This window comes from Bradyrhizobium betae (genome assembly GCF_008932115.1).
Taxonomy (GTDB): Bacteria; Pseudomonadota; Alphaproteobacteria; order Rhizobiales; family Xanthobacteraceae; genus Bradyrhizobium; species Bradyrhizobium betae.
In genome coordinates this window covers 7,062,601-7,082,821 of sequence record NZ_CP044543.1, presented here as the reverse complement: position 1 = coordinate 7,082,821, position 20,221 = coordinate 7,062,601, and the positions used below count along the sequence as shown (strand labels likewise).

The window sequence follows — 20,221 nt, the reverse complement described above, 5'->3', positions numbered from 1 at the left end:
GTCCCGCGCGAAGACACTCACGATTTCGCTGGCTTTGCCAAGCCCTTTCCGAATGCCGCTTTCTTCGTGATGACTTCGGTAACCTCGACATCTTCGATGTACTCCACTCCGCCTTGGCCGTGGCTCATGGTGTCGAAAGGTCCAAGCCCTGACGCTTTGAACATCTGCTCCCAAACCTTCTGCAGGTCTTCATATTGTTCGAGGACCTTGTCGGTCGTGCAGAATTCTTGCCACTTGCCGCTTAGGTCGATCCGTTGTCTGTCGATCTCGCTGGGCGAGCCTTCTTCGATTTTGTCGATCGTCTCTTCCACCGGCTTTCCGTGCGCAAGCATGTTGCGGACAGTCGTCAGGTTGCGGATGGAGAGGTAGGGCCTAGTAGGCCAGTCTGGTTTAATCTTAAGCTTCTGAAAGACATGGTGGCTCTTCCGGTGCAGCGGCCATCGCTCGTTCCTGAAAGCCTTGAGCAACTTGAAGCCGTAGAAATTCAGATAGGCTTCCCACGTGAAGGCGCACATCGTCGCCAGTGCCATGCATTCATATGCGATGCCGTCCCGGTCGTCCTCTGCCAGCCGTTTCTTGATCCGCTCATTGAAATAGAAAGCCGCGCTATCCAGGTCATTGTGGATGTAGACGTTGCGCTGCTCTTGGCGGCGCACTCGGATTAGCCGATCTCCCATTGGTTACCCCCTTTATCCCTTCGCATGCCGGTTAGCCGTCTTCGGCGCAAAGCATAGTCCAGGGCTAACAATAGCGGGAGGGTGCATGACGAAGGTTGTTGCCGTATTACGCTGACGGTGCACTTGGTTATAACGCTGTCTTCGAGGCATGAGGCCGATGCCGCAGAGCCTGCAGGGTGAAGGGCGATCAATTAAATGCACTGTCACTATAACCCCGAACCACGTTCACCTCGTCCTGGTGCTGTCCGATGAGGACGGTCTGCGTCGTGCGTTGGCCCGCGTGCACCGACGCTATGTCGGAGCCATTCAGGCGCGCCGCAAGCGCATCGGTCATTTCTGGCAGGGACGCTTCGGTACCACCGTCATGGACGAAGACCATCTCGCGGCACCGCTGCGCTACGTCTCGCTCGACCCCGTGAGGGCGCGGCTAGGTGTCTGGTCCCGGAGTGTGGGGGAATCAGCCAAGATGCCCCTTCATTCCGGGAGGAGTTATGGGACAGATACTTCACGGCAGCGCCACGACCACGCACGCCATCCGAGCAGCAATACAGCGATCGAAGGCTCCGCTCAAAGAGTTAGCCGCTCAGCACGGCCTTAATCAGAAGACAGTCGCTAAATGGCGCAAGCGGAACTTTGTTCACGATGCGCGGATGGATCCGAAGACCGGGCGCATCCTCAAGCCAGCCAAGCGTGGGCCGAAACCGCAGAGCGAGCAGGATTGAGAAGATCGTAATTAAGTGCACTGTCCTCCTTTACAACTATCGACTCCTTGGCAACAGTCCTTCTCCGGTGGTTATTGCTGTGGCGCAAAGTTGCCTCGTAGTTTGCTTCCGCCACCACCAGCTTTATCGCCGCTGGTCGTAGGCCCTAAGTCATCATCAGGGACAACGGGCGCATTCGATGGTTTGACTTCCACTGGCTGAGCACATTGATCGCGTGTCGGAACATCAGGCGGGACGGGTGCTGCAGTTTGCTTCACTTCCAAGGACCATGTTGACTCGATTGAAATGTTCAGCGCTCGACTAAGGCAGTAAGTTCTTATTCTAACGTCCTGCCGTGTTGCATTCATTGCCGCATAGTTTCGAAGGGTTCGCTCCAGTTTCACCATGCTTTCGGCGACATCTCTATCCTCGACCATTGTCAGCTCGCTCCAATAGAGTGCGTAAAATTTCACCTTAGCCGCCGTCCATTCCGCTGTGCCCGGCCTCACAGTGGCAAGCACTCCCCCGACGCGGGCCGCTTCGAGATAGGTGGCCAGTTGCTTCTCAAAGAACGGTTTGCGTGCATCAAGATAGCGCGACCTGGCCGAGGTCATCTGCTGTTCGGCCTGTACCTTCTCCGCAGCGGCCTGATCAGCATAATGCGACGACAAAACATAGAGCCCTCCAACTATAGCAGTGAGCGCTGGGAGGACGCCCTGAAGCAACGTCAGGCCGCCCTGGACCAGCGGGGATAGAACTTCTTTTTTCGATTCACGAACTGGTAATTTGCTCATAGTGCCCCCTCACACACCGGCGAGCCAACTTGGCCGTCGTCGGCGCAAAGTTTAGCCCAAGGCCTTGATCGGCGGGAGGTTGTATGACTGGAATCGTAGCGAGTTTTAAGGCTCCGACCCTCGACGAGATGATCCGGGTTTACCCGGACCGCATTACGGTGACAGTGCATTCAACTCAAACGGCAGTTGGCGAGTTTAGTGTGCAGTCCAGCACACCGTAATGCTGAGGCTCGCCTTGACTGCATGGTTCCTCGACGTCAACCTGCGGTTTTTCGGTACTCGGGAGAGAATATGTCCGATCCGCTGCAAATATCGAGAGACGCATTTCTGCAGAAGCTCAGCGAGGAAATTGGACGCCATAGCTTTCGGCGCACGTTCGACGCTGGCTTGTACCAATTTCTTGTCATCGGGTCTGCTATCGCAGGGTTCGCGGCCTTGGCCTTTGGGCTGATTGCGAAAAGCAATCCAGAGTATGCTGTTTGGGCTGGAGCCATCGGCGCTCTGACGAGTATGGCAACAATACTCTCACAGCAGCTTCACTGTGTTAAGGCGGTGATCCGAGCCTCGTCTAGGAAGAGATGGATCGGGAGCAGATCCGCCATTGTAATGTCCCTCCATGTTTCACGCCTGACATCAATGAGAAAAGTGCCTCTCCCCGGAGAGGAGGCGCGCAACTATATCACAAAATGATTTCGATTTCGGCCGCGCGACTTAAGCGGGTGGAAGGCCGTCGACAATGCACTCACTTGACGGTGGCCTCCACGCGCTGGCGAAGCCGCAGTGCCAACAAGATGTTGACGGCATGAGAATTTGGAGCATTGCACCGTAATTGGTAACCCAATTTGAACCCCGCCAGAGGCGGCGCGACTAAACGCCATGGTCGCTATTCTCGCAGAACTGTTGTTGGTCGTGGTCAGGAGTCTCGTTGCAGACTGGCTGAAACAGGCTGCTTTCGCCGTTTGCGCGTGGCTCGATACGACGATCCATGGCCGCACGGCGAGGTTCGTCGTGGGCGGTCTTCTCGGGCTCGCCGCCTTTATCCTCATTCCTGTCTTCGCCGGGCTATTGGGTCTCTAATGCTCTCGGTGAAGGCGAACCTGATCATCGCATTGGCGATCGGGGCGATCATCTCGGCGGTGCTGCTCGCCCTGGAGCCGTTCACCGACTACGCGTTTCTGTCGTGGGAGTGGGCTGGCATCTCGGCTGCGTATTTGTTCTGGGGGGCGGCCGGAGGCTCCACCTTCTTCGGAATTGCCATTTGCTGGGTTGTGAATGCGCTGACCTATGGTCTTTGTGCTTTCGCCATTCTCAGCGTTGTCAGTGCTCTCAAGTTGCCGATCGACCCGAAGGCCTGAGCGATTGCCGCTTGCGTGAATACGGTCTCGGTGCAATCCTCACCGAATTCTCTTATAAATTGCATGCATGATTTTGAGGAATTTCCATGCGCTGGATCGGTTTTCTATTGGTCCTGCTTGTCAGTCCGGCGGCTGCGGAAGAATACATCACCCACCCGCAATGGCACTTAACGCCAGGCGTCACTCAGGATCTGACGGCAAGGCAAATTTGCCGAGTCAAGTGGGGGCAGGACGCGCGATCCGTGACTGCGAAGATGAAGCAGAACGTCATCGATGCCTACCGCTTCGATGTTAAGAGGTGCCCTCTCACAACTTTCCAAGGTAAGCGAGTTCGGCGCCTCGAGATCGACCACCTGATTCCGCGCTCGATAGGTGGAGCGGACGATGAGCATAATCTTTGGCCGCAGTGCTATGAGCAGGTGAAGCCGGACAAGAGTCAACAGGAAGACGGTGCGCACAAGAAGGACAGGCTCGAGACCTATCTCCATGCTCAACTCTGCAAGAGTCCATCCGATGACCTCTTGCGAGAATACCAAAGCAAGATTCGGTCGAACTGGATTTCGTTCTATCACGAGGTCTACGCCGACGAACTGATGCCGGTCGCAACGATATTCGAGCCGTTCAAGAGGGAGGTGGGGGTCTCGGGCCATAGCGGCACAAAGAAGAAAGTTAAGGCCATAAAAAAGCGTAGGCACGTCTTCATCCGGGCCAAACACCCCAAGAAGCGAAAGTCGACAAACTAGGCTGGGATTGCGAGTCCTTGCTGGGGTTTCAGTATCGCCCTTCCTAGCGCTTTGCCTCCTCCTTGCTGCGCCTTGCCTCCTCAGCCTCGTCCACGAGCCTCAAGGCAGCCCCGTCGTAGCTCAGCTTCAGTCCGCGGCCGACGATCCAGATCCATCCCTCGCGGGCGTCCCGGGTCGGCTGGGCGTTGAACTGGTCGGAGATCGATTTGACGGCAGCCTCTTGCGGGCCCGGATTGGTCAGCTCCGCGGTGACGCGCCGGATCGGGTGCCTTTCGCCGATCTCCTCGCTGTCGATCGTGACCCTGGCGGCGTCGACGGCGCATTCGATTGTATGGGAATCGCGAAGCTGGCGGCAGCGGTAGCGGCGCTGGGTGACGAGCTTGGTCGTTTCCTCGAATGTCATGCCGGGCGAAAAGCCGAGGATGTCGGATTTTTTCACGAGAGCGAGCGACGCTGGCTTCAGGAAGCCCGGCTGCATCGCCACGAGGGCGGCAATGGCAACAATGATCAGGCCGGCAATAACAATGGCAATCTTCATCAGTCCCTCATGCAAGATATCCGGTCATACAACAGTTCGAGGCCGGACACCTCACAACATGAAAAACCGCCCCTGACATGGCCAGGGGCGGTTTTCGAAACGTCGGCCTAGTGACCGGTGCCGGGCTTCGTCGTCTTCGGCGCCTTGCCGTCTTCGACGCGGCCCTCGTTGCGGAGGTCACGACCCTCCTGAGCCTTTTTCTGGCTCTCGGGGGACTTGCCGTGCTCGTACAGTTCTTCCTTGACGAAACCGGCGGCTTCCTTGGCTTTACCTTCGACGCTCATTGTAATCTCCTCATCTGGAGACAGGTCAATGCGCGTGAGGGCCGAGCGTTCCTCGCCGCCTGTCGCTAGGCTGCGATCCGCTGCTCGACCGGAGCCGTCAGGATCTTCAGCGCTTGCGCATGTTGCAGGTCGGGAACCGCGATCGCCGTGTGGCTGTAGATGGTCTGGGTTCGCGATGTCGCGATCTTGTCCAGGATCTCGCCGCCCTTGATGACGTGCAGGCCCATGCCTTCCTCGGACGGGAAGATCGCCAGCACGACGTCATAAGCCGTGATGACGGCTCTCAGCGCCGCAGCCTTGTCTTCGGCGACATCGACAAACACGCGAACATCGGCCGCGAGTTCACGCAGCTCGTGAAAATCCAGCACTGTGGGGTACTCCAACGCAACGATACTGACGGGAAGCTTGGAGGCGTTGGGTTACTGAAGTCTGAACAAGCTGCGCGGAGCCACAGGTTTCACGATGAGGTGTTGAGTGAGGCTCGCTGCCGGCTCACGCCATCAGCTCAACCTGCCAGATCAACCTGTCAGCTCACTTGGCGTAACCCTGCGAGCGGAGCCAGGCGATCTTGCGATCCCCGTTCATCCAGTCGTCGGCATCAGCCTTGCTGGTGAATCCCGTGATTTCACGCTGCTCGCTGCCGGGATAGTCCGCCAGGATTTTCCAGTCGCCATCGGCGATCCGGACCGCTCTAAACGTCACTTTTGTTTTTGCCATGCCTCACTATGCAGCAAATGCTTGCGAAAGAGAACCCGCTTTGGCGATGGGGGCATCATCCAGTCTCGCGGCCAACCGGCAGAACCCTCTCCACTCATTGCCGAATCGATGCGCGGCATGCCCCGGCAGACGCTGCGACCAGCCGCGAAACAGCCGGAACTCCCGTCAAACTGCGGCTTGCGTTTTCGGCCTTGATGGGTTCTAAGCCCGGTGACTTCCCGACCGTTGGCACGACCACAAAGCGCGCTGCGCGGCATTGTCGCGTGCCCGGCCGTCATTCACAGCGCGCGCGCACCCCATCCAGAGGACTTCAGACATGGCGAAGATGACCAAGACTCAATTGATCGATGCAATTGCCGAGGGCACGCAGTTGTCGAAGAACGACGTGAAGTCGGTCATCGAGTACATGGCGACGGTCGGATACAAGGAGCTCAACGAGTCCGGCGAGTTCGTCATTCCCGGTTTCGTGAAGATGTCGGTCGTGAACAAGCCGGCGACCGAAGCCCGCATGGGCGTCAATCCCTTCACCAAGGAGCCGATGCAGTTCGCGGCCAAGCCGGCGAGCAAGTCGGTCAAGGCATCGCCGCTGAAGGTTGCCAAGGACTCGGTCTGATCAAGGACTCGGTCTGATCCGGACCGATCGCGCGCCGTCTGCATGCCAAGGGGCACGCAGACGCGCGGCGCGGTGTCCGCAAAAAGCGAAAACCCCGCCTGGGGGAAGCGGGGCTTTCTGATGGGGTGAAGCCTGGGGGAAGCTTCAATAATAAGACGCCCAAGTGCGACAAAGGTTCATCCGCCCGCTGCCAAAAAGAGAAAAACCCCGCGCGGGGGGCTGCGGGGTTCTTCAAAGCTGAAGGTCGCGTCGTACGACCGTCAGCACCACTGAAATCTTCCTGACAATGCCGATGCGGGCAATTCGTTCCGCGCCAGGCACGCCGGATCGCATCACGCGGTCACGTCGACGATGGCCGGCGTCTCGACCGCGCGCTTGCGCCAGACGATGAATTCCGTCTTCGCATTGAGCCATTCATATTCACCGCCGCGGGCCTTCAGATGCTCGAGCGCCGCGCCTTGCGCCGATTCCTCGTCGGTCGCCTCGACGATGATCTCGACCGTCTCCTCGATCTGCCGGACGACCTCGACCGCGTAGAATTTCCTTTGCATCTTCACCACCCTCGGCGCGCTAACGGGCAGGGGGAGCAAGGCGTTCCATGCGTGGCGCATCAGGGCGATCGCATGGAGGAGCTGGAATCGCGCGGCAAAGCATGACCTCATCTTGAGGGCACGCCGCTGGCGGCCGCCGCGAAGCATGCCCGCGAGCAAGCTTGCCGCCACGTCTCTCTTGATATGCGATCACCCTGGAAATCTCGCGCAGGGGGCTGGACTTTTTGTTCTCATTTTGTTCTATTTGGTCATCATCTTTGGAATCTCTGGGAGGTGACTCATGACCGTCGAGAAACAGCGCGAAGTGATCAGGCTCTGGAATCAGCTCAGGAAGCTAGAGGGCCCGGCCGCGGAAGAGCTCCGCATCCAGATTCTCGAATGCTTCTCGGAGAAGGGCAAGGCGAAGCGGGCGGCGTGAGCAGCCTCGGCGAACGCCGATGGCGAGCCTCCATCGTCAGCGCGATGCGTTGCGCAGCTTCATCGATCGTTAGGAATCGTTTCGCGCCGTTTTCCCGACTCCGATTCGTTCTTTGAGAACGAAGTGGAGTCGGATGAAGAACAAGCCGTGGCTTCTGTGTCGATACGGGACGCCGCGGCTCAAGCGATGCTTTCCGTGATTCCTCGCACAGTCCCGTCCTCGTGCCCTCCTTATGCAGTTGGGCGAGGGAGAGCGACATGGATGCGTGCTGGTTTCTCGCCGAGATCGCCAAAGTGTTCTGGTACGACAGGCATCCGCGGCTGCGCAAAGGCAAGCCGTCGGTGCCGCAGGTACCGCCGCCAACGAGCGATGACGCCAAGTGAACGCGAGATGGGATCGCAAAATGGGATCGCAAAATCTGATCGCATATGCATTCGCGATCATGTGTCGCCGCGCGATCCTCACGTCTTGTTAAGAGCTGCTCCGCATCGATTTCTTCGATTCCGATTCGTTCTTCGAGAACGAAATGGAGTCGAAGCTGGAACAAAGCCGGTCGCTCGCGGCGCGCGCAACTCCTAACCAAAACTTGCGCGAAAGCCGATAAGCCTATTCGGTTAGGTTAAAAGCCCAATCGCGTTGCGCTTGCCGCGGGTTGGAGTAGGTGTCTGGCAAAGACAACCAAGAAAACGACTTTGCCAAGAAGCGACTTTGCCATGACACCTTTTTCAGAACCGTCCTTCTATCAAGGTGACCGGCACACCTACCGGCGCGTCGCCATCGTCGGCACGCTGTTCTGTCTCGCTTTCGTGGTGATCAGCGTCTCGCTGCGTCCGCAGCTCGAGGACACGCGCGTCGCGGTCAAGGCCGACAGGCTGGTGCGCACGGCAGGCCAGGCGCCGCACGCGAACTAGTGGCCGCCGCCACAGGTCTGTTCGTCAGCGGAGACTCCACCGGGCGCGGCGCCGCGGCTCGCGAGTGCGACGAAGCCGGCATAGCCGGACAAATTGAGTAAAACTTCGAGCCACAGCGGCATGACGGACCTCCTCTCGTGAAGGCCCGGTCAACGTGCGCGCGGCGCGCATGTTCCGCGGCGCTGCTTCACAGAGGGGTCGAGGGATCGAGCCGCCGGCCGAGCGTTGCAACGGATTCGGTGGAGGGCGTGTCCTTGAGGAATTCGGCGATGGCCTTCGCGAGCTCGCCGTCGCTCATCGGTGTCGGTGGCGGGCGCAGCGCGCCGACACCAAAATTGCGGACGATCTCGTCGTAGTGCCGATCCCTGGTTTTGGGAACCAGCCTGCGGATGCGGGCGAGCAGTGCGGATATCGGCAATGTGTCCTCCTTGGCGTCCGCCCCGTTGGCAGCCTTTGTCGTTTGCTGCCATTTGCTCCCGTGAAACCAAAAACCCCGCCAGCACCGCGGAGGATGCTGACGGGGTCTTGGTGCTGTCGCCTGGCCGGATGGCTGCGGGGTCCGCACTTGCAGGTCCAATCCGAGCAAAGTGATTTCGTTCCACCTCCGGCGCAGTTTTTTGCCGGGGCGGGTTCCGCGAGCCGTGCGCAACCATCGCAGGCTCTCCGCGTTGTCTTGGCGAGATGCGAAGGAGGAGAATCATGAAGAAGACATTGGCAGTTCTGGCCACCGTCGCCGCCGTTGGCGTCACCGCAATTGCTGCGCCTGCGCCCGCCGAGGCACGCGGTCGCGGCATCGGCCCGGGCCTCGCGTTCGGCCTCGCCGCCGGCGCGATCACCGCTGGCGCAATCGCAGCGTCCCAGCCGTACGGTTATGGTTATGGTCCGGGCTACGGCTATTATGGCGGCCCCGCCTATTACAGCCCGGGTCCCTACGCCTATTACGGCGGCGGGCCGTACTACCGGCACCGCCACTATTATCGCCATTGGTAACGGCTGAACAATTGAAAAGCCCGGAGCGACGCTCCGGGCTTTTTTCATGCGTGACGATCAGGCCGTCTTACGGCCACAGCGAAGGCCGTTCCACCTTGCGCGCGTTGTCGAGCGTCGAGACGAAATACTCTTCGCGCTCGCGCTTGAATTTTTCCTGCGTCGCACGGAAGGCTGCGACACGCGCGGCGATCTCTTCGCGTTCGCGGATCTTGCGTTGTTCATCCTCTGTCATGTGAATCCCCTCTACACTTGAGCATGTGCACTACCGAACTCAAGCTCTGCCGCCGCAAATCACTTTGAGTCGCATTCAACACATGCATTGGCGCTTCTGATTGGGGCGTCAATGGGGAGGAGGCATTGCAGGATTGTGATAAGCGAAGGTCGGAAGAAATTGCCGCCCCTGACGTGATTCACATTTCTCGTCTTGCCTCGCGTTTCTTTTCGCGGTGGATAACAGCGTCAACAATCTTGTCGCTTGCGCATCTTGCCGCTAGCGCAAACCAAATCGGGAGACCGCGATGATTGCATCGGATCTTCGCAGCGGCGTTGAGAGGCTCGGCGACATGATCGCCGAAGCCAAGACCATCGTGCCATTCACCGGCGCCGGCATCTCGACCGAATGCGGCATCCCCGACTTCCGCTCGCCGGGCGGAATTTGGACGCGCTACCGTCCGATCGAGTTCGGCGAGTTCGTCGCCAGCCAGGAGGCACGCGACGAATCCTGGCGCCGCCGCTTTGCGATGGACGAGGTCTTCGCGGCCGCGAGGCCCGGCCGCGGCCATCGCGCGCTCGCCTCGCTCTACCGCGCCGGCAAGATCCCCGCCGTCATCACCCAGAACATCGACAATTTGCACCAGGCCTCCGGCTTCGCCGCCGAGCACGTAATTGAACTTCATGGAAATACAACTTACGCGAAATGCATCGGATGTGGGCAGTCCTACCCGCTCGACTGGGTGAAGCAGAGGTTCGACCAGGACGGCGCCGCACCGAACTGCACGCGCTGCGACGAGCCGGTGAAGACGGCGACGATCTCGTTCGGCCAGATGATGCCCGAGGATGAGATGCAGCGCGCGACACTGCTGTCGCAGGCCTGCGATCTCTTCATCGCGATCGGTTCCTCGCTCGTCGTATGGCCGGCGGCGGGGTTTCCGATGATGGCGAAGGACAACGGTGCACGTTTGGTGATCATCAATCGCGAACCGACCGATCAGGACGACATCGCAGACCTCGTCATCCGCCACGACATCGGTGAAACCCTCGGGCCCTTTGTCGGCAATTGAGGCGTCAGTTTGATTCGCGGCTGTGCAAGCTGTTCATAGGTTCCGGCGAATCTCTTTTTTGTCTATGCGTCGCAACCGGGAGTGTTATCTTTTGAGTCGGAAGATTCGCGTCGCGTCGAATTGAGAACATTCTCTAAAGACGCGTGATTCGACGCCGCCAATCAGGCGGGTTGCATGGGATGTGTGGGGTCCGGGGTTATGGGGTCGTCGGACGGATTTGAGTCCAAGAAGCTCGGGGTTCCCGGGCAGGGCGCATCGCCGGGGCGGTTGACGCCCGGCGAACACGGCGGCGCCGGTCGCGATGGCGCGCTCAGTCCTTTCAGTGGACTTGGCGAGGCCAGCGCCAATCTCGTCGAGGTCCATGGCGTCATCAAATGGTTCGATGCCTCCAAGGGCTACGGCTTCATCGTTCCCGACAACGGCTGGCCCGACGTACTCCTGCACGTTACCGTGCTTAGGCGCGACGGTTTCCAGACCGCGTATGAGGGCGCCCGTATCGTCGTCGAGTGCATCCAGCGCGCCAAGGGCTACCAGGCGTTCCGCGTGGTCTCGATGGACGAGTCGACCGCGATCCATCCGGCGCAGATGCTGCCGCCGCGTACCCATGTCACGGTGACCGCGACCAGCGGGCTCGAGCGAGCCCAGGTCAAATGGTTCAACCGGCTGCGCGGCTTCGGCTTCCTGACCTGCGGCGAGGGCACGCCCGACATCTTCGTGCACATGGAGACGCTGCGCCGCTTCGGCATGACCGAGTTGCGGCCTGGCCAATATGTCCTGGTCCGCTTCGGGCCCGGCTCCAAGGGCATGATGGCTGCGGAGATTCATCCCGAGACGGGATCGCCGGGACTTTCGTCCCACTAGCAGGTTGCCGTCGCGCCCATTCGCCAATTCCCGCAATCGTGAGCAGAGGCGCGCCGGCGAGCCAGCGCGCCTCTTTCTTTTCCGGCGATCGCCGCGTAAGGACTGTCGCAGTCCCACGCCCCGAGTGCACTTCCGATGCGTTTTGCCATCAATCCTGACCGAGATACCGTCTGGTCCGTCGCAAAGGGCTGGCTTGCCGCCATCCTCGTCGTCGTCCTTGCCGTCGCGAGCGCGCCCGTCGGTGCCGCCAGCTTCCAGCCGCTCGAGATCGTCACCAAAAACGGCGTGCAGGTGTTCTCGGTGGAAATCGCCACGACCGAGCAGGAGAAGCAGACCGGCCTGATGTACCGCAAGGAACTGGCCGACGGCAAAGGCATGCTGTTCGACTTCAATCCCGAGCAGGAAGTGTCGATGTGGATGAAGAACACCTTCGTGTCGCTCGACATGATCTTCATCCGCGCCGACGGCCGCATCCTGCGCATCGCCGAAAACACCGAGCCGATGTCGACCAGGATCATCTCGTCCCAGGGCCCGGCCCGGGCCGTTCTGGAAGTGGTGGCGGGAACTGCGCAGAAATACGGCATCCGTCCGGGCGACCGCGTCGGCCACCCCCTGTTCGGCAGCAAATAAGTCCCGTCAGCCAGCCTTGCTGGCCGCTTTGGAAGCGTGTATCGACGGGGCTCACCGGATATTCGGGGTATAGCGCAGCCTGGTAGCGCGGCAGTTTTGGGTACTGCAGGTCGTTGGTTCGAATCCAGCTGCCCCGACCAGCAAAATCAAGCACTTAGCGGCAATCTTCCGACGTCTTTCTTCCCAGCTTCTCGCGTTGGGAATGACATGGGAAGATTTGCGAGAGCCCCGGCGCGGTGCTAGATTCGTGCTGCTCGGACAAGGCGCTGCTTCGCGCCCCTGAGCCTGATGCCGGCCCCCGCTACGCGGACAAGGTCGCAGATGCCCCCGGCTTCCGGACAAGGCGCTGACCTGCCTACGCACGTGGATAGCTTCACGGACGGTGCTTCTTGCTGCCCAAAATTCCGATCGAGGATCGTTCGTGGGGCCTGGGTGTCGACGGCGGCACCGCCGAGACCGAATGGATCGGGCTCCTGGTCACGCTGGCAGCCATCGCGATCGTCGTGATCGCTGCATGGTGGCAGCGCCGGCGGAAGCCGCGGGAGTGAACCACGCTCCAGCGCGAGCTCGTCAATGTAGTGCTGATTGCCTCATGGGCGCCGATCAGACTCGGCCCAGCGGGGGCCTGGTCAAGAGCCGACATCCCGGACACCCACGACACGCAGTAGCTCGCGAGCGCTCCTCCGATTGGATGAACTCGCCTAGCGGTCTCTGAAGCGGATTGTTCCGGCTTGTGATAAGGGTGCAACATCAGATCAAAACATCCAATGTTAGCATTGCGCCAACGAATAAATCGGTTCACTTTTAAATTCCGGAAAGAGATATGATAAGGCTCTCCGCCTCCATTGCAGCAATCACTGCGTTCCTAATGACCTCGGCTATGGCAGCCGATCTAGCCGTAAGGGCGCCTGCTGCCGCTTCGACGCGCACGTTCGACTGGGCGGGCTTTTATGTTGGCGGCGCGATGGGCGCCAGGGTTGCCGATCCTGAATCGACCACGACAAGTTTCGACCCCGCCCTAAATCCTACCGTCGGGCCAGACGCGCGCCGAAGCTACGATAACACGGCTTTCTATGCGAAAGGCTACGCAGGCCAAAACTGGCACATTGCGCCATCGTGGATTGCCGGTGTTGAGGGCAGCTTTGGCTGGGGAAACAACAAACGCACAACGCAGGGACTTCCAGGCGCACCAACCCGATTTAGCTCTGTTCTGGATACCGCGTACATCAACGCGGACTGGGATGCTAGCATCCGCGGTCGCCTCGGTGTGTTGATCGCGCCCGCTTGGCTGCTTTACGGGACGGCCGGTGTCGCTTGGCAGAACATCGGCTTTGGATCGAATTGCGTCGGCGCGTTCGTGGTCAACGCCTGCGCTTTTTCGCACTCCGAGGCTAACTCGATCACGCGCACCGGCTGGACTGTAGGTGGCGGACTAGAGAATATGCTATCAGCGCATTGGATCGTCCGCCTCGAGTACAGCTACGCCGATTTCGGGACCTTTACGCACACGTTCTTCCCCGCCGCCGTTGGACCCGGCTTTGACGACCGTTGGACAGCAGATATCAAGAATCGGACGCATACCGCTACTGTCGGAATGTCGTACAGGTTCTAAGGGGCCCGCCGTCTGTGGAATAGCCACTGGGACCGCGAGCACGTGCTACAGACACGACGCACAGTAGATCCCGGGCGTTCCGAGCCACCACCCATTGATAATTTGACTCTGAAGCGCGGCTTGTCTCGATAGCCGCATGTCCGAGCCATACACCCACGTTCGCCTGATCTGCTCCGATGACGGCGGTCTAAACCATCGGTACGAGATCCGCGTCTCCACCTTCGTGCAATTCGATGAGAACCCCGGCCGGCGATCGATCAGCGGGTTGCCGAGCAAGAAGCAAGCGGAAGAGATCGCCAAGAAGATCGCCAGGAGTGAGCGAGACCGGACGGGCGCGCCGGTTTGGAAGTGAAAGCCGCGCCCGATGAGGCCGCCAACTGAGCGGCCTCATGGGGGGGGGGGGAACACTAGCGAGAAGAAGCTACAGCCGCGAGGCTGAATGCCAATACGCAGGCAGCGGCTAGGGACCAAAGCGTGATGGCAGCGATTGCATCATCCAGCGCGGCCGTGACGGCTTCGACGTCCCAGCCGACGGCAACAACGTCATCTTCGGCGGCATCATCGACGTCGTCGACGTCAGCCACATCGGAGACGTCATCGGCATCGTCCTCGCAATCGGCGGACAGCAGTTCGGGGTCGGGCGGCAGTGGCAGCTCGACCAAGACCATCGTCAGCGAGGTCTCCATCACGATCGACGGCGTCACCACCACGACGATCACCTATTCCAACGGCACGACCGAGGTCGAGACCTCTACGAGCGCGCAAGGCAGCCAAGGCAATCAGACGGGACAGACATACAACGCGCAAGGCGCGCTCGGCGGTAATGCCCAGAGCCCGTCCGGCGCCAGCGCCGGTGCCTGAGCCGGTCTCGATCGCGGTACCGGAGCACGCGGCCTGTGGCGCCCGGACATGCGTGTGTTCCCCGTCTCAAGCCTGGGCGCTTGTTCTGATGGAAACGCCACTTCTGCGCGATATTTCAAGGGATTATGGCCGACGGACCGGCGCGAAATTGCCAAAACTGATCGAACCTTTGGCTGTCGCCATAGACATATCAGTATTGGGGATTTCAGCGCCCAATATCTAACGGACGCCGCCAAGCGATGATATTCCGCTTGTGCGGCGTTGCGCCCTTCGGGGATCAATTCGTTTGGGGATCAGTTCGTTGCGTACCAGCCGAACGGAAATGGCAAGAATGGCCAGACCATCTGGTTGTCGTTCGCGGCCCTGGGCGGCTCCTGGAGGGACATCCTGATGAGTGGAGCAGGCGGCGTCGATCGCACCGCCAAGCGTAGCCATGCACACTGCAAATTCATTGTGGTCGCCCCGGTCCCGTCAATTCTTTTCAAAAATGTCAGTTCAAAATTCGGCGTCAGTTCAAAATCGCTGCACGCCCAAACGGCGCGCCATTCTCAAATCGTGCATGCATCCTAGAAAAATCGACGCCGGCTTTCAACCGGTCTGGCCGGCTGTACACGGGAAGTAAGGTTGACCGGTTAGGTTAAGGGCGAGCGGTTGTTGCGGCCGCTTTGGCGGCTGCTATCAGATCAGTCCCGGCTCGCGACGGCTGCCTGAAATCCGTGCTCACACAGCAGCAAAGTTCGTCGCCGCGCTCGTATCCTGTGAGTTCTGCGTCATGCCTTTCGATCGCAACGTCCCAACCGTCAGTCGACAGTCGAGCTGGACCGAGATCTGGCATCTCTGGACCGTGGTCGTGCCGCGCCGCTCGATCAACGGACAGCTCGTCTATGGCAAGGTCTGGCGCCGCCATGACGGCCGCGACTGGATCTACAAGAAGTTCACGGAGTTCGACAGCGAAGAGGCGGCCTAGAAGACCGCCTCCGTGTCAAATCCGGTGCTGCTCGCTTCTATCCCTGCACGCGCGGCAGCGGCAGTTTGAAATGCCGCTTCGCATAAGCGACGATCTCGTTGTCCGAGGGATGATCGGCTGCTTCCACCGCGACGATCCGCTTGGCGATGTCGGGCGCGTGCGCGCGAATGTGGCTGGCGAGCTCCGTCTTCGCGCTCGCCGGGCCGATGATCAGGACTTCGCCGGCATCGGCGAGGGCCTTGGTCACGTCGGTGTAGAACGCCTTGTCGGGCGCGGCATGGCCGCTGCCGATTTCATTCGCTTTGTGATGAAGATGACGCGTTGCCAGCTGCGGATGCAGCGTGACTTCGTCGGAGCCGCTCAAGCCGAGATGAAAGATCTTGGCCTGGGAATGGTCGATCCAGACCACGGCGTGAAAATGAGTGGGCATGTGTTTGGGCCTTGTCTACGGGGAGGACGCCGACATCGATGTGGCGGCGCATGTCGGGCCGACACTATTCCGGCCGGCGGCCCTTCTGGTTGACGCAGGTCAATCCGGTCCCGGACCAGCCGAAAGCGGTCCGGCCAACCCAACTGCGCGCCCCGGAGGCAGGCGCGTCGCGGTTCAGGCGGCCTTCAGGCGGCCTTGGCGGGCGCGGCGGCCGCCGGCTTGGCCGGCGGCGGCTTCAGCGGCTTGTCCTGCTTCTTCGACCACGAAATGTAGTAGGCGACCGTGGTCATGATCGCGATGCCGGCCACACTGACGAAGATCTGTGCCAGCAGCGAGCCCGAGCTCATCGACAGCTCGAAATGGCCGACGAAGGACAGGAACACGCCGACGCAGAACACCGCGAGCGACTGCTGGCCGCACACGATGATCGGGTCGAACACCTTCCACTCCAGGCCCGGCCACTCCTTCGGGACGAAGCGGATCACCATGATCACGATCACGACGAAGTGGATGAAGCGATAGGGCGCGAGGTTGGTCTTGTCGTTCGGGTTGAACGCCGAGAACAGCCATTCCGGGAACATGCCGCCGAGGGTCGGGAAGCGGCCCGCCATGGTCATGACCAGCGCGAACAGCAGATAGCCGATGCAGAACCAGAGCGTGATCGGCGAATTGATGATCGTCATCGAGCGCCGTGCCCCGCCCATCGCGCACCAGGCGCCGAACACGAACAGCACCTGCCAGGCATACGGGTTGAAATACCACTGGCCGGCCGGATAGGCGGTCAGGTTCAGGCCATAGTGGCGCGCGGTGAGCCACAGCACGATCGACAGCGCCATCGTCAGATCCGGCTTGCGCAGCATGAACCAAAGCACCGGCGGAAACAGCCCCATCAGCACGATGTAGAGCGGCAGCACGTCGAGATTGAGCGGCTTGAAGCGCAGGAACAGGCCCTGGCGCAGCGTCTCGGTGGCGTTGTCGACGAGGCCGACGACGTTGAACTCGTTGATCATCTCGGAGTCGCCGAAGCGGAGCGCCAGATAGCTGATTGAGGCGATGTAGATCACGAACAGGATGATGTGGGCGACGTAGAGCTGCCAGACCCGCTTGGTGAGCCGGGTGGCGCCGACGATGAAGCCGCGGTCCAGCATCATTCGCGCATAGACGAAGGAGGCGGTGTAGCCGGAGATGAAGACGAACAGGTCGGCGGCGTCGGAAAAGCCGTAATTGCGGGTCGTGATCCAGTTCACGACGTTGTCGGGGATATGGTCGAGGAAGATCGCCCAGTTCGCGACGCCGCGAAACAGGTCGAGCCTGAGGTCGCGGCCTTTCTCGGGAAGGGTAGCGCTGATGTTCAGGAAGGCCATGCGAGGGGGCTTTCGGAGGGGGCGGATACGCTGAGGTCGGCGAGGCGGTGCTGCCGGGCTGGGATCCCGGCGCGGAAGGCGGGTACGCAATTGTCACGGTGCAGCATAATGACTATACCGTCGGTGAGGCGACCCGGGGGCCGGAATCACTGATCAGTTCCCGAAAGGTGTCTCTATACTATCTATGCCCACGGTTTCCACCAACTGTCACCGTGACGCATCGAATTCGAACGAAAAGACGAAGAGGGCCCGGACAGCCAATGACCGCACGCATTTTCAAGCCCGCCAAGAACGCGATGCAATCCGGCCGGTCCAAGACCAAGGAATGGCAGCTGGATTACGAGCCGGAGCAGCCGCGCGCGGTCGAGCCGCTGATGGGCTGGACCTCGTCTGGCGACATGAAGCAGCAGATCACCCTGCGCTTCCACTCCAAGGAAGAAGCCATCGCCTATTGCGAGCGCAAAGGCATCGCCTACCAGGTCATCGAGCCCCAGGATTCGATCCGCCGGCCGGTCGCCTATGCGGACAATTTCTCGTTCCGGCGCGGCGAGCCCTGGACGCATTGAGCCCAGCCAGACTCTATCGAGGCGTCATGCCCGGGCTTGTCCCGGGCATCCACGTTTTGGGGCCGATGAAAGAACTGGGATGGCCGGGACAAGCCCGGCCGGGAGCGGCTAATCGCCGAGCTCGCGAACCCTTGGCACCAATACTGCTGCGTGCTTCGCTGCCTCGCATGACACGACCATGACGAGGTGGGGGATGGCCGGGCGTGACCAGCTCGACGGCGTCGATCTGAAGATACTCTCCGAGCTGCAGCAGGACGGGCGGGTTCGCAACAACGAGCTGGCGCTGCGCGTCGGCGTGTCCGCGCCGAACTGCCTGCGGCGGCTCAAATCGCTGTTCAGCCGCGGCGTCATCAAGGCGGTGCGCGCCGTCATCGACGAGCGGATGCTCGGCTATGAGGTGGTGTCGTTCGTCTCGATCCAGCTCGGCAGTCAGGCCCAGCCGGTGCTGGAGACGTTCGAGAGTTCGATCGCCGCGATCCCGCGCATCCAGCAGTGCTGGCGCATCTCGGGCGACACCGACTACCTGCTCAAATGCGTTGCGCCGAGCGTCGAGAGCATGCGCCAGCAATTGCTGCATTTCGCCGCGATGCCTGATGTGAAGAACGTCCGTAGCTTTCCGGTGCTGGGGGTTGCCAAGGACGTGCCGTTGCCGTTGCAGGCGCACGTGGTGGTGGCGGGATAGGGGATCTGCGCGCTCCCATCTCGGCGCGGCTCGCACGAACTCGCCAATCAATTCAAAGCGCTGAGCGCGGCTCCGTATCCGAATATGGGCTTCGGATTATAATGAATTAACTACTTAGTAAGTCACCTAAGTTTGACATGTGATTTCAAGGGGCCTGCAATGCGCAGAGCCGTGATTGCCGGCTCGCGGACTTGGCCTACATGCGAGGCGTGAACCTCAGCGTGCGTCGCATGCCGAGGACTCTTTTGTGGGATCCTGAAACAGGAAAAGACGACATGACCTCGATTTCGAAGACGCTCGTCGCGTCCGCCGCGACGCTGTTTGCATCCGCCTTCCTCGTGATGACCGCGCCCGCCGCGCAGGCCGAAGACTATTGCATCACCAACGGCGCCCAGGCGGCTCACGGCTGCGGCTATCCGACGATGGAAGCCTGCCGTCAGGCGGCCGGCGGCATCGGCGGCTCGTGCTCGCAGGCTGGCGGCGCGAAGACCAACGACGCGCTCGCCTTCCAGCCGAAGCAGACCCGCGCCAAGACTCGTCCGGCCAAGGACAAGTCCTCGAACTAAGCCGACTATCAGTTCCAGCGTAATGCGGCCTCTGCGTTCGATCGCGGAGGCCGTATGCGCTTGCAGGGCTCAACGATAGCGCCCGCGAAACTCGCGTGGGCTCGCGCCGGTCCAGCTGCGGAAGGCGCGCGAAAAGCTCTTCTCGTTGCGGAAACCGGCGATCTCCGCGATGCGCTTGATCGGCGCACGCCCCCGCATCAGCTCCTGCTTTGCCAGCTCGAACTTTGCCTCTTCCTTGAGATCGCGCAGCGAGGTTGCTTCCTCGCGCAGGCGCCGATGCATGGTGCGGGTGGATAGCGCCAGCTCGCTTGCGACATCCTCGGCGCCAAGACTGCGGCCGCGCCCATTGCGGAGCACGCGGCGAACGCGTTCGACCAGCAGCCGGTCGCGCCTGTATGGCAGCACCGTCAGCCGCAGCGCGCCCTTGAGCATGCTGTCGAGATCGGCGGCGCTGCGCGTGAACGGCAGCGAAAGATAGTGCTTGTCGAAGACGATGCGGGCGCTGTCCGCATCGAAGCTCAGGTTCTTGCAGAAGATGGTCGGATAGACCGAGATATGGCCGGGCTCGGCAAAGGGAAATTCCGCCGTGCGCAGCGCGATCGCGGAATCGACCGCCCAGCAGGAGAAGCCGAGCACATAGCGGAGCAGGGTGACCAGGCAGAATTCGCGCAACGGGCCGAGATCGCGCTGCTCGCGGATGGAGATGGTCGCGGTCTCTTCGCCAATCGCGAGCTCGAACAGCACGTCCTCGGTCAGCAGGCGATGATGCCGGCACCAGCGCTTGAGGGCGACCTCGAGATTGGGCGCCGTGATCGAGGCGCGGCACAGCATGCCATAGGTCCCCCAGGGCAGCCGGCGCGAGAACCAGCCGAGCGCCTCGTCGTCGAGCTCACGCATGGCGTGGCCGGCCAGCGCCTCGAACTGGGCCGCCGTGACCCGCCCGTCGCCGGATTGAACGAGGTCCTCGGTGACCTGGCCCTTGCCCAGGGCCTCGGCCGCATCCCGCCCGTAGCGGACATAGGCGGCGACCACGCCGCGGACGAAGGCGGCGGGGGTCATGGCGCGGCGGGGTGTCGCGGTGGCGGCTTGAAAAGGCATGAAAAATCCTCG

General features: G+C 60.8%; 32 protein-coding genes, 1 tRNA gene and 1 pseudogene. 20 read left to right on the top strand and 14 right to left on the bottom strand.

The window, feature by feature from the left end; all coding sequences use genetic code 11:
• Positions 1 to 17: 17 nt before the first annotated feature.
• Complete coding sequence (locus tag F8237_RS34015) at positions 18 to 656, bottom strand: hypothetical protein (protein ID WP_151650362.1); 639 nt, start codon at positions 654 to 656, stop codon at positions 18 to 20.
• Between the two features lie 512 nt (positions 657 to 1,168).
• Between F8237_RS34015 and F8237_RS37085 the strand changes: the two are divergent.
• Positions 1,169 to 1,348, top strand: a pseudogene (locus F8237_RS37085) (IS481 family transposase); the annotation flags it as partial.
• A gap of 122 nt (positions 1,349 to 1,470) precedes the next feature.
• On the opposite strand, the gene F8237_RS34000 reads toward F8237_RS37085, so the two are convergent.
• Positions 1,471 to 2,172 carry a hypothetical protein gene (locus F8237_RS34000; protein WP_151650361.1) on the bottom strand — a complete coding sequence of 234 codons (702 nt, stop codon included), beginning with the start codon at positions 2,170 to 2,172 and terminating at the stop codon, positions 1,471 to 1,473.
• 876 nt (positions 2,173 to 3,048) lie between these two features.
• Here F8237_RS34000 and F8237_RS33995 point away from each other — a divergent pair.
• The 3 genes from F8237_RS33995 to F8237_RS33985 all read left to right on the top strand — a co-directional run bounded on the left by F8237_RS33995 (position 3,049) and on the right by F8237_RS33985 (position 4,270).
• Positions 3,049 to 3,249, top strand: coding sequence for a hypothetical protein (locus tag F8237_RS33995; protein WP_151650360.1), 201 nt, complete (start codon positions 3,049 to 3,051; stop codon positions 3,247 to 3,249).
• Complete coding sequence (locus F8237_RS33990; protein WP_151650359.1) at positions 3,249 to 3,527, top strand: hypothetical protein; 279 nt, start codon at positions 3,249 to 3,251, stop codon at positions 3,525 to 3,527. Before F8237_RS33995 ends, F8237_RS33990 begins: the two co-directional genes overlap by 1 nt.
• Before the next feature lie 86 nt (positions 3,528 to 3,613).
• Entirely contained in the window at positions 3,614 to 4,270 is a 657-nt protein-coding gene (locus F8237_RS33985; protein ID WP_151650358.1) for an HNH endonuclease, read from the top strand.
• Between the two features lie 43 nt (positions 4,271 to 4,313).
• On the opposite strand, the gene F8237_RS33980 is transcribed toward F8237_RS33985, so the two are convergent.
• The 4 genes from F8237_RS33980 to F8237_RS33970 form a co-directional block, all read right to left on the bottom strand.
• Positions 4,314 to 4,808, bottom strand: a complete 495-nt coding sequence (locus F8237_RS33980; RefSeq protein WP_151650357.1) for a hypothetical protein — start codon at positions 4,806 to 4,808, stop codon at positions 4,314 to 4,316.
• Positions 4,809 to 4,915: 107 nt separating this feature from the next.
• Entirely contained in the window at positions 4,916 to 5,092 is a 177-nt protein-coding gene (locus F8237_RS36580) for a hypothetical protein (RefSeq protein ID WP_167527508.1), read from the bottom strand.
• Positions 5,093 to 5,157: 65 nt separating this feature from the next.
• The gene (locus tag F8237_RS33975; protein ID WP_151650356.1) at positions 5,158 to 5,460 is read right to left on the bottom strand and encodes a hypothetical protein; all 303 of its coding nucleotides are present in this window, start codon (positions 5,458 to 5,460) and stop codon (positions 5,158 to 5,160) included.
• A gap of 163 nt (positions 5,461 to 5,623) precedes the next feature.
• Positions 5,624 to 5,809 (bottom strand): hypothetical protein, encoded by a 186-nt coding sequence (locus tag F8237_RS33970; RefSeq protein ID WP_015686278.1) that lies wholly within the window; start codon positions 5,807 to 5,809, stop codon positions 5,624 to 5,626.
• A gap of 316 nt (positions 5,810 to 6,125) precedes the next feature.
• Here F8237_RS33970 and F8237_RS33965 point away from each other — a divergent pair, with 316 nt between their 5' ends.
• The gene (locus F8237_RS33965) at positions 6,126 to 6,422 is read left to right on the top strand and encodes an HU family DNA-binding protein (protein WP_007591377.1); all 297 of its coding nucleotides are present in this window, start codon (positions 6,126 to 6,128) and stop codon (positions 6,420 to 6,422) included.
• Between the two features lie 332 nt (positions 6,423 to 6,754).
• On the opposite strand, the gene F8237_RS33960 is transcribed toward F8237_RS33965, so the two are convergent.
• Complete coding sequence (locus F8237_RS33960) at positions 6,755 to 6,973, bottom strand: hypothetical protein (RefSeq protein WP_151650355.1); 219 nt, start codon at positions 6,971 to 6,973, stop codon at positions 6,755 to 6,757.
• A 280-nt stretch (positions 6,974 to 7,253) separates the two neighbouring features.
• On the opposite strand from F8237_RS33960, the gene F8237_RS36575 reads away from it, so the two are divergent.
• From F8237_RS36575 to F8237_RS33955, 3 genes are all read left to right on the top strand, one after another.
• Entirely contained in the window at positions 7,254 to 7,391 is a 138-nt protein-coding gene (locus F8237_RS36575) for a hypothetical protein (protein WP_167527507.1), read from the top strand.
• A gap of 257 nt (positions 7,392 to 7,648) precedes the next feature.
• Positions 7,649 to 7,774, top strand: a complete 126-nt coding sequence (locus tag F8237_RS37305) for a hypothetical protein (RefSeq protein WP_259172345.1) — start codon at positions 7,649 to 7,651, stop codon at positions 7,772 to 7,774.
• Positions 7,775 to 8,104: 330 nt separating this feature from the next.
• A complete protein-coding gene (locus F8237_RS33955; RefSeq protein WP_151650354.1) occupies positions 8,105 to 8,302 on the top strand; it encodes a hypothetical protein in 198 nt (65 codons plus the stop codon).
• Here the strand turns inward: F8237_RS33955 and F8237_RS37300 are convergent.
• The gene (locus tag F8237_RS37300) at positions 8,299 to 8,424 is read right to left on the bottom strand and encodes a hypothetical protein (RefSeq protein WP_259172346.1); all 126 of its coding nucleotides are present in this window, start codon (positions 8,422 to 8,424) and stop codon (positions 8,299 to 8,301) included. The two genes, F8237_RS33955 and F8237_RS37300, sit on opposite strands and share 4 nt — an antisense overlap.
• A gap of 65 nt (positions 8,425 to 8,489) precedes the next feature.
• Complete coding sequence (locus F8237_RS33950) at positions 8,490 to 8,720, bottom strand: hypothetical protein (RefSeq protein ID WP_151650353.1); 231 nt, start codon at positions 8,718 to 8,720, stop codon at positions 8,490 to 8,492.
• Positions 8,721 to 9,001: 281 nt separating this feature from the next.
• Here F8237_RS33950 and F8237_RS33945 point away from each other — a divergent pair, with 281 nt between their 5' ends.
• Positions 9,002 to 9,292 carry a hypothetical protein gene (locus F8237_RS33945; protein WP_151650352.1) on the top strand — a complete coding sequence of 97 codons (291 nt, stop codon included), beginning with the start codon at positions 9,002 to 9,004 and terminating at the stop codon, positions 9,290 to 9,292.
• Positions 9,293 to 9,359: 67 nt separating this feature from the next.
• Here the strand turns inward: F8237_RS33945 and F8237_RS36570 are convergent, their stop codons facing one another.
• A complete protein-coding gene (locus F8237_RS36570) occupies positions 9,360 to 9,524 on the bottom strand; it encodes a hypothetical protein (RefSeq protein WP_015686271.1) in 165 nt (54 codons plus the stop codon).
• Positions 9,525 to 9,810: 286 nt separating this feature from the next.
• Here F8237_RS36570 and F8237_RS33940 point away from each other — a divergent pair, with 286 nt between their 5' ends.
• The 7 genes from F8237_RS33940 (at position 9,811) to F8237_RS33915 (ending at position 14,027) form a co-directional block, all read left to right on the top strand.
• Positions 9,811 to 10,572: an SIR2 family NAD-dependent protein deacylase gene (locus tag F8237_RS33940; RefSeq protein WP_151650351.1), complete on the top strand. Its 762-nt coding sequence runs from the start codon at positions 9,811 to 9,813 to the stop codon at positions 10,570 to 10,572.
• Between the two features lie 198 nt (positions 10,573 to 10,770).
• Positions 10,771 to 11,433 (top strand): cold-shock protein, encoded by a 663-nt coding sequence (locus F8237_RS33935; protein WP_162006331.1) that lies wholly within the window; start codon positions 10,771 to 10,773, stop codon positions 11,431 to 11,433.
• A gap of 147 nt (positions 11,434 to 11,580) precedes the next feature.
• The gene (locus F8237_RS33930; RefSeq protein ID WP_151650770.1) at positions 11,581 to 12,063 is read left to right on the top strand and encodes a DUF192 domain-containing protein; all 483 of its coding nucleotides are present in this window, start codon (positions 11,581 to 11,583) and stop codon (positions 12,061 to 12,063) included.
• A gap of 63 nt (positions 12,064 to 12,126) precedes the next feature.
• Positions 12,127 to 12,203: transfer RNA gene (locus F8237_RS33925), tRNA-Pro, on the top strand.
• Positions 12,204 to 12,452: 249 nt separating this feature from the next.
• Positions 12,453 to 12,611: a hypothetical protein gene (locus F8237_RS36025; protein WP_154696382.1), complete on the top strand. Its 159-nt coding sequence runs from the start codon at positions 12,453 to 12,455 to the stop codon at positions 12,609 to 12,611.
• A 275-nt stretch (positions 12,612 to 12,886) separates the two neighbouring features.
• Positions 12,887 to 13,675, top strand: a complete 789-nt coding sequence (locus tag F8237_RS33920) for an outer membrane protein (RefSeq protein ID WP_244626047.1) — start codon at positions 12,887 to 12,889, stop codon at positions 13,673 to 13,675.
• 136 nt (positions 13,676 to 13,811) lie between these two features.
• Complete coding sequence (locus tag F8237_RS33915) at positions 13,812 to 14,027, top strand: hypothetical protein (RefSeq protein ID WP_151650349.1); 216 nt, start codon at positions 13,812 to 13,814, stop codon at positions 14,025 to 14,027.
• Between the two features lie 55 nt (positions 14,028 to 14,082).
• On the opposite strand, the gene F8237_RS36020 is transcribed toward F8237_RS33915, so the two are convergent.
• The gene (locus F8237_RS36020) at positions 14,083 to 14,394 is read right to left on the bottom strand and encodes a hypothetical protein (RefSeq protein WP_154696381.1); all 312 of its coding nucleotides are present in this window, start codon (positions 14,392 to 14,394) and stop codon (positions 14,083 to 14,085) included.
• Between the two features lie 914 nt (positions 14,395 to 15,308).
• Between F8237_RS36020 and F8237_RS33905 the strand changes: the two genes are divergently transcribed.
• The gene (locus tag F8237_RS33905; protein ID WP_151650348.1) at positions 15,309 to 15,503 is read left to right on the top strand and encodes a hypothetical protein; all 195 of its coding nucleotides are present in this window, start codon (positions 15,309 to 15,311) and stop codon (positions 15,501 to 15,503) included.
• A gap of 37 nt (positions 15,504 to 15,540) precedes the next feature.
• Here the strand turns inward: F8237_RS33905 and F8237_RS33900 are convergent, their stop codons facing one another.
• Entirely contained in the window at positions 15,541 to 15,933 is a 393-nt protein-coding gene (locus F8237_RS33900; RefSeq protein ID WP_151650347.1) for a translational machinery protein, read from the bottom strand.
• A 185-nt stretch (positions 15,934 to 16,118) separates the two neighbouring features.
• On the bottom strand, positions 16,119 to 17,297 hold the full coding sequence (locus F8237_RS33895; RefSeq protein ID WP_151650346.1) for an OpgC domain-containing protein: 1,179 nt from the start codon (positions 17,295 to 17,297) through the stop codon (positions 16,119 to 16,121).
• 260 nt (positions 17,298 to 17,557) lie between these two features.
• Here F8237_RS33895 and F8237_RS33890 point away from each other — a divergent pair, with 260 nt between their 5' ends.
• From F8237_RS33890 to F8237_RS33880, 3 genes are all read left to right on the top strand, one after another.
• On the top strand, positions 17,558 to 17,863 hold the full coding sequence (locus F8237_RS33890) for an ETC complex I subunit (RefSeq protein WP_143845059.1): 306 nt from the start codon (positions 17,558 to 17,560) through the stop codon (positions 17,861 to 17,863).
• A gap of 193 nt (positions 17,864 to 18,056) precedes the next feature.
• The gene (locus F8237_RS33885; RefSeq protein WP_151650345.1) at positions 18,057 to 18,545 is read left to right on the top strand and encodes an Lrp/AsnC family transcriptional regulator; all 489 of its coding nucleotides are present in this window, start codon (positions 18,057 to 18,059) and stop codon (positions 18,543 to 18,545) included.
• Positions 18,546 to 18,820: 275 nt separating this feature from the next.
• Positions 18,821 to 19,111, top strand: a complete 291-nt coding sequence (locus F8237_RS33880; protein WP_151650344.1) for a DUF3551 domain-containing protein — start codon at positions 18,821 to 18,823, stop codon at positions 19,109 to 19,111.
• Between the two features lie 69 nt (positions 19,112 to 19,180).
• On the opposite strand, the gene F8237_RS33875 is transcribed toward F8237_RS33880, so the two are convergent.
• A complete protein-coding gene (locus F8237_RS33875; RefSeq protein WP_151650343.1) occupies positions 19,181 to 20,209 on the bottom strand; it encodes an AraC family transcriptional regulator in 1,029 nt (342 codons plus the stop codon).
• Between the last annotated feature and the right edge of the window lie 12 nt (positions 20,210 to 20,221).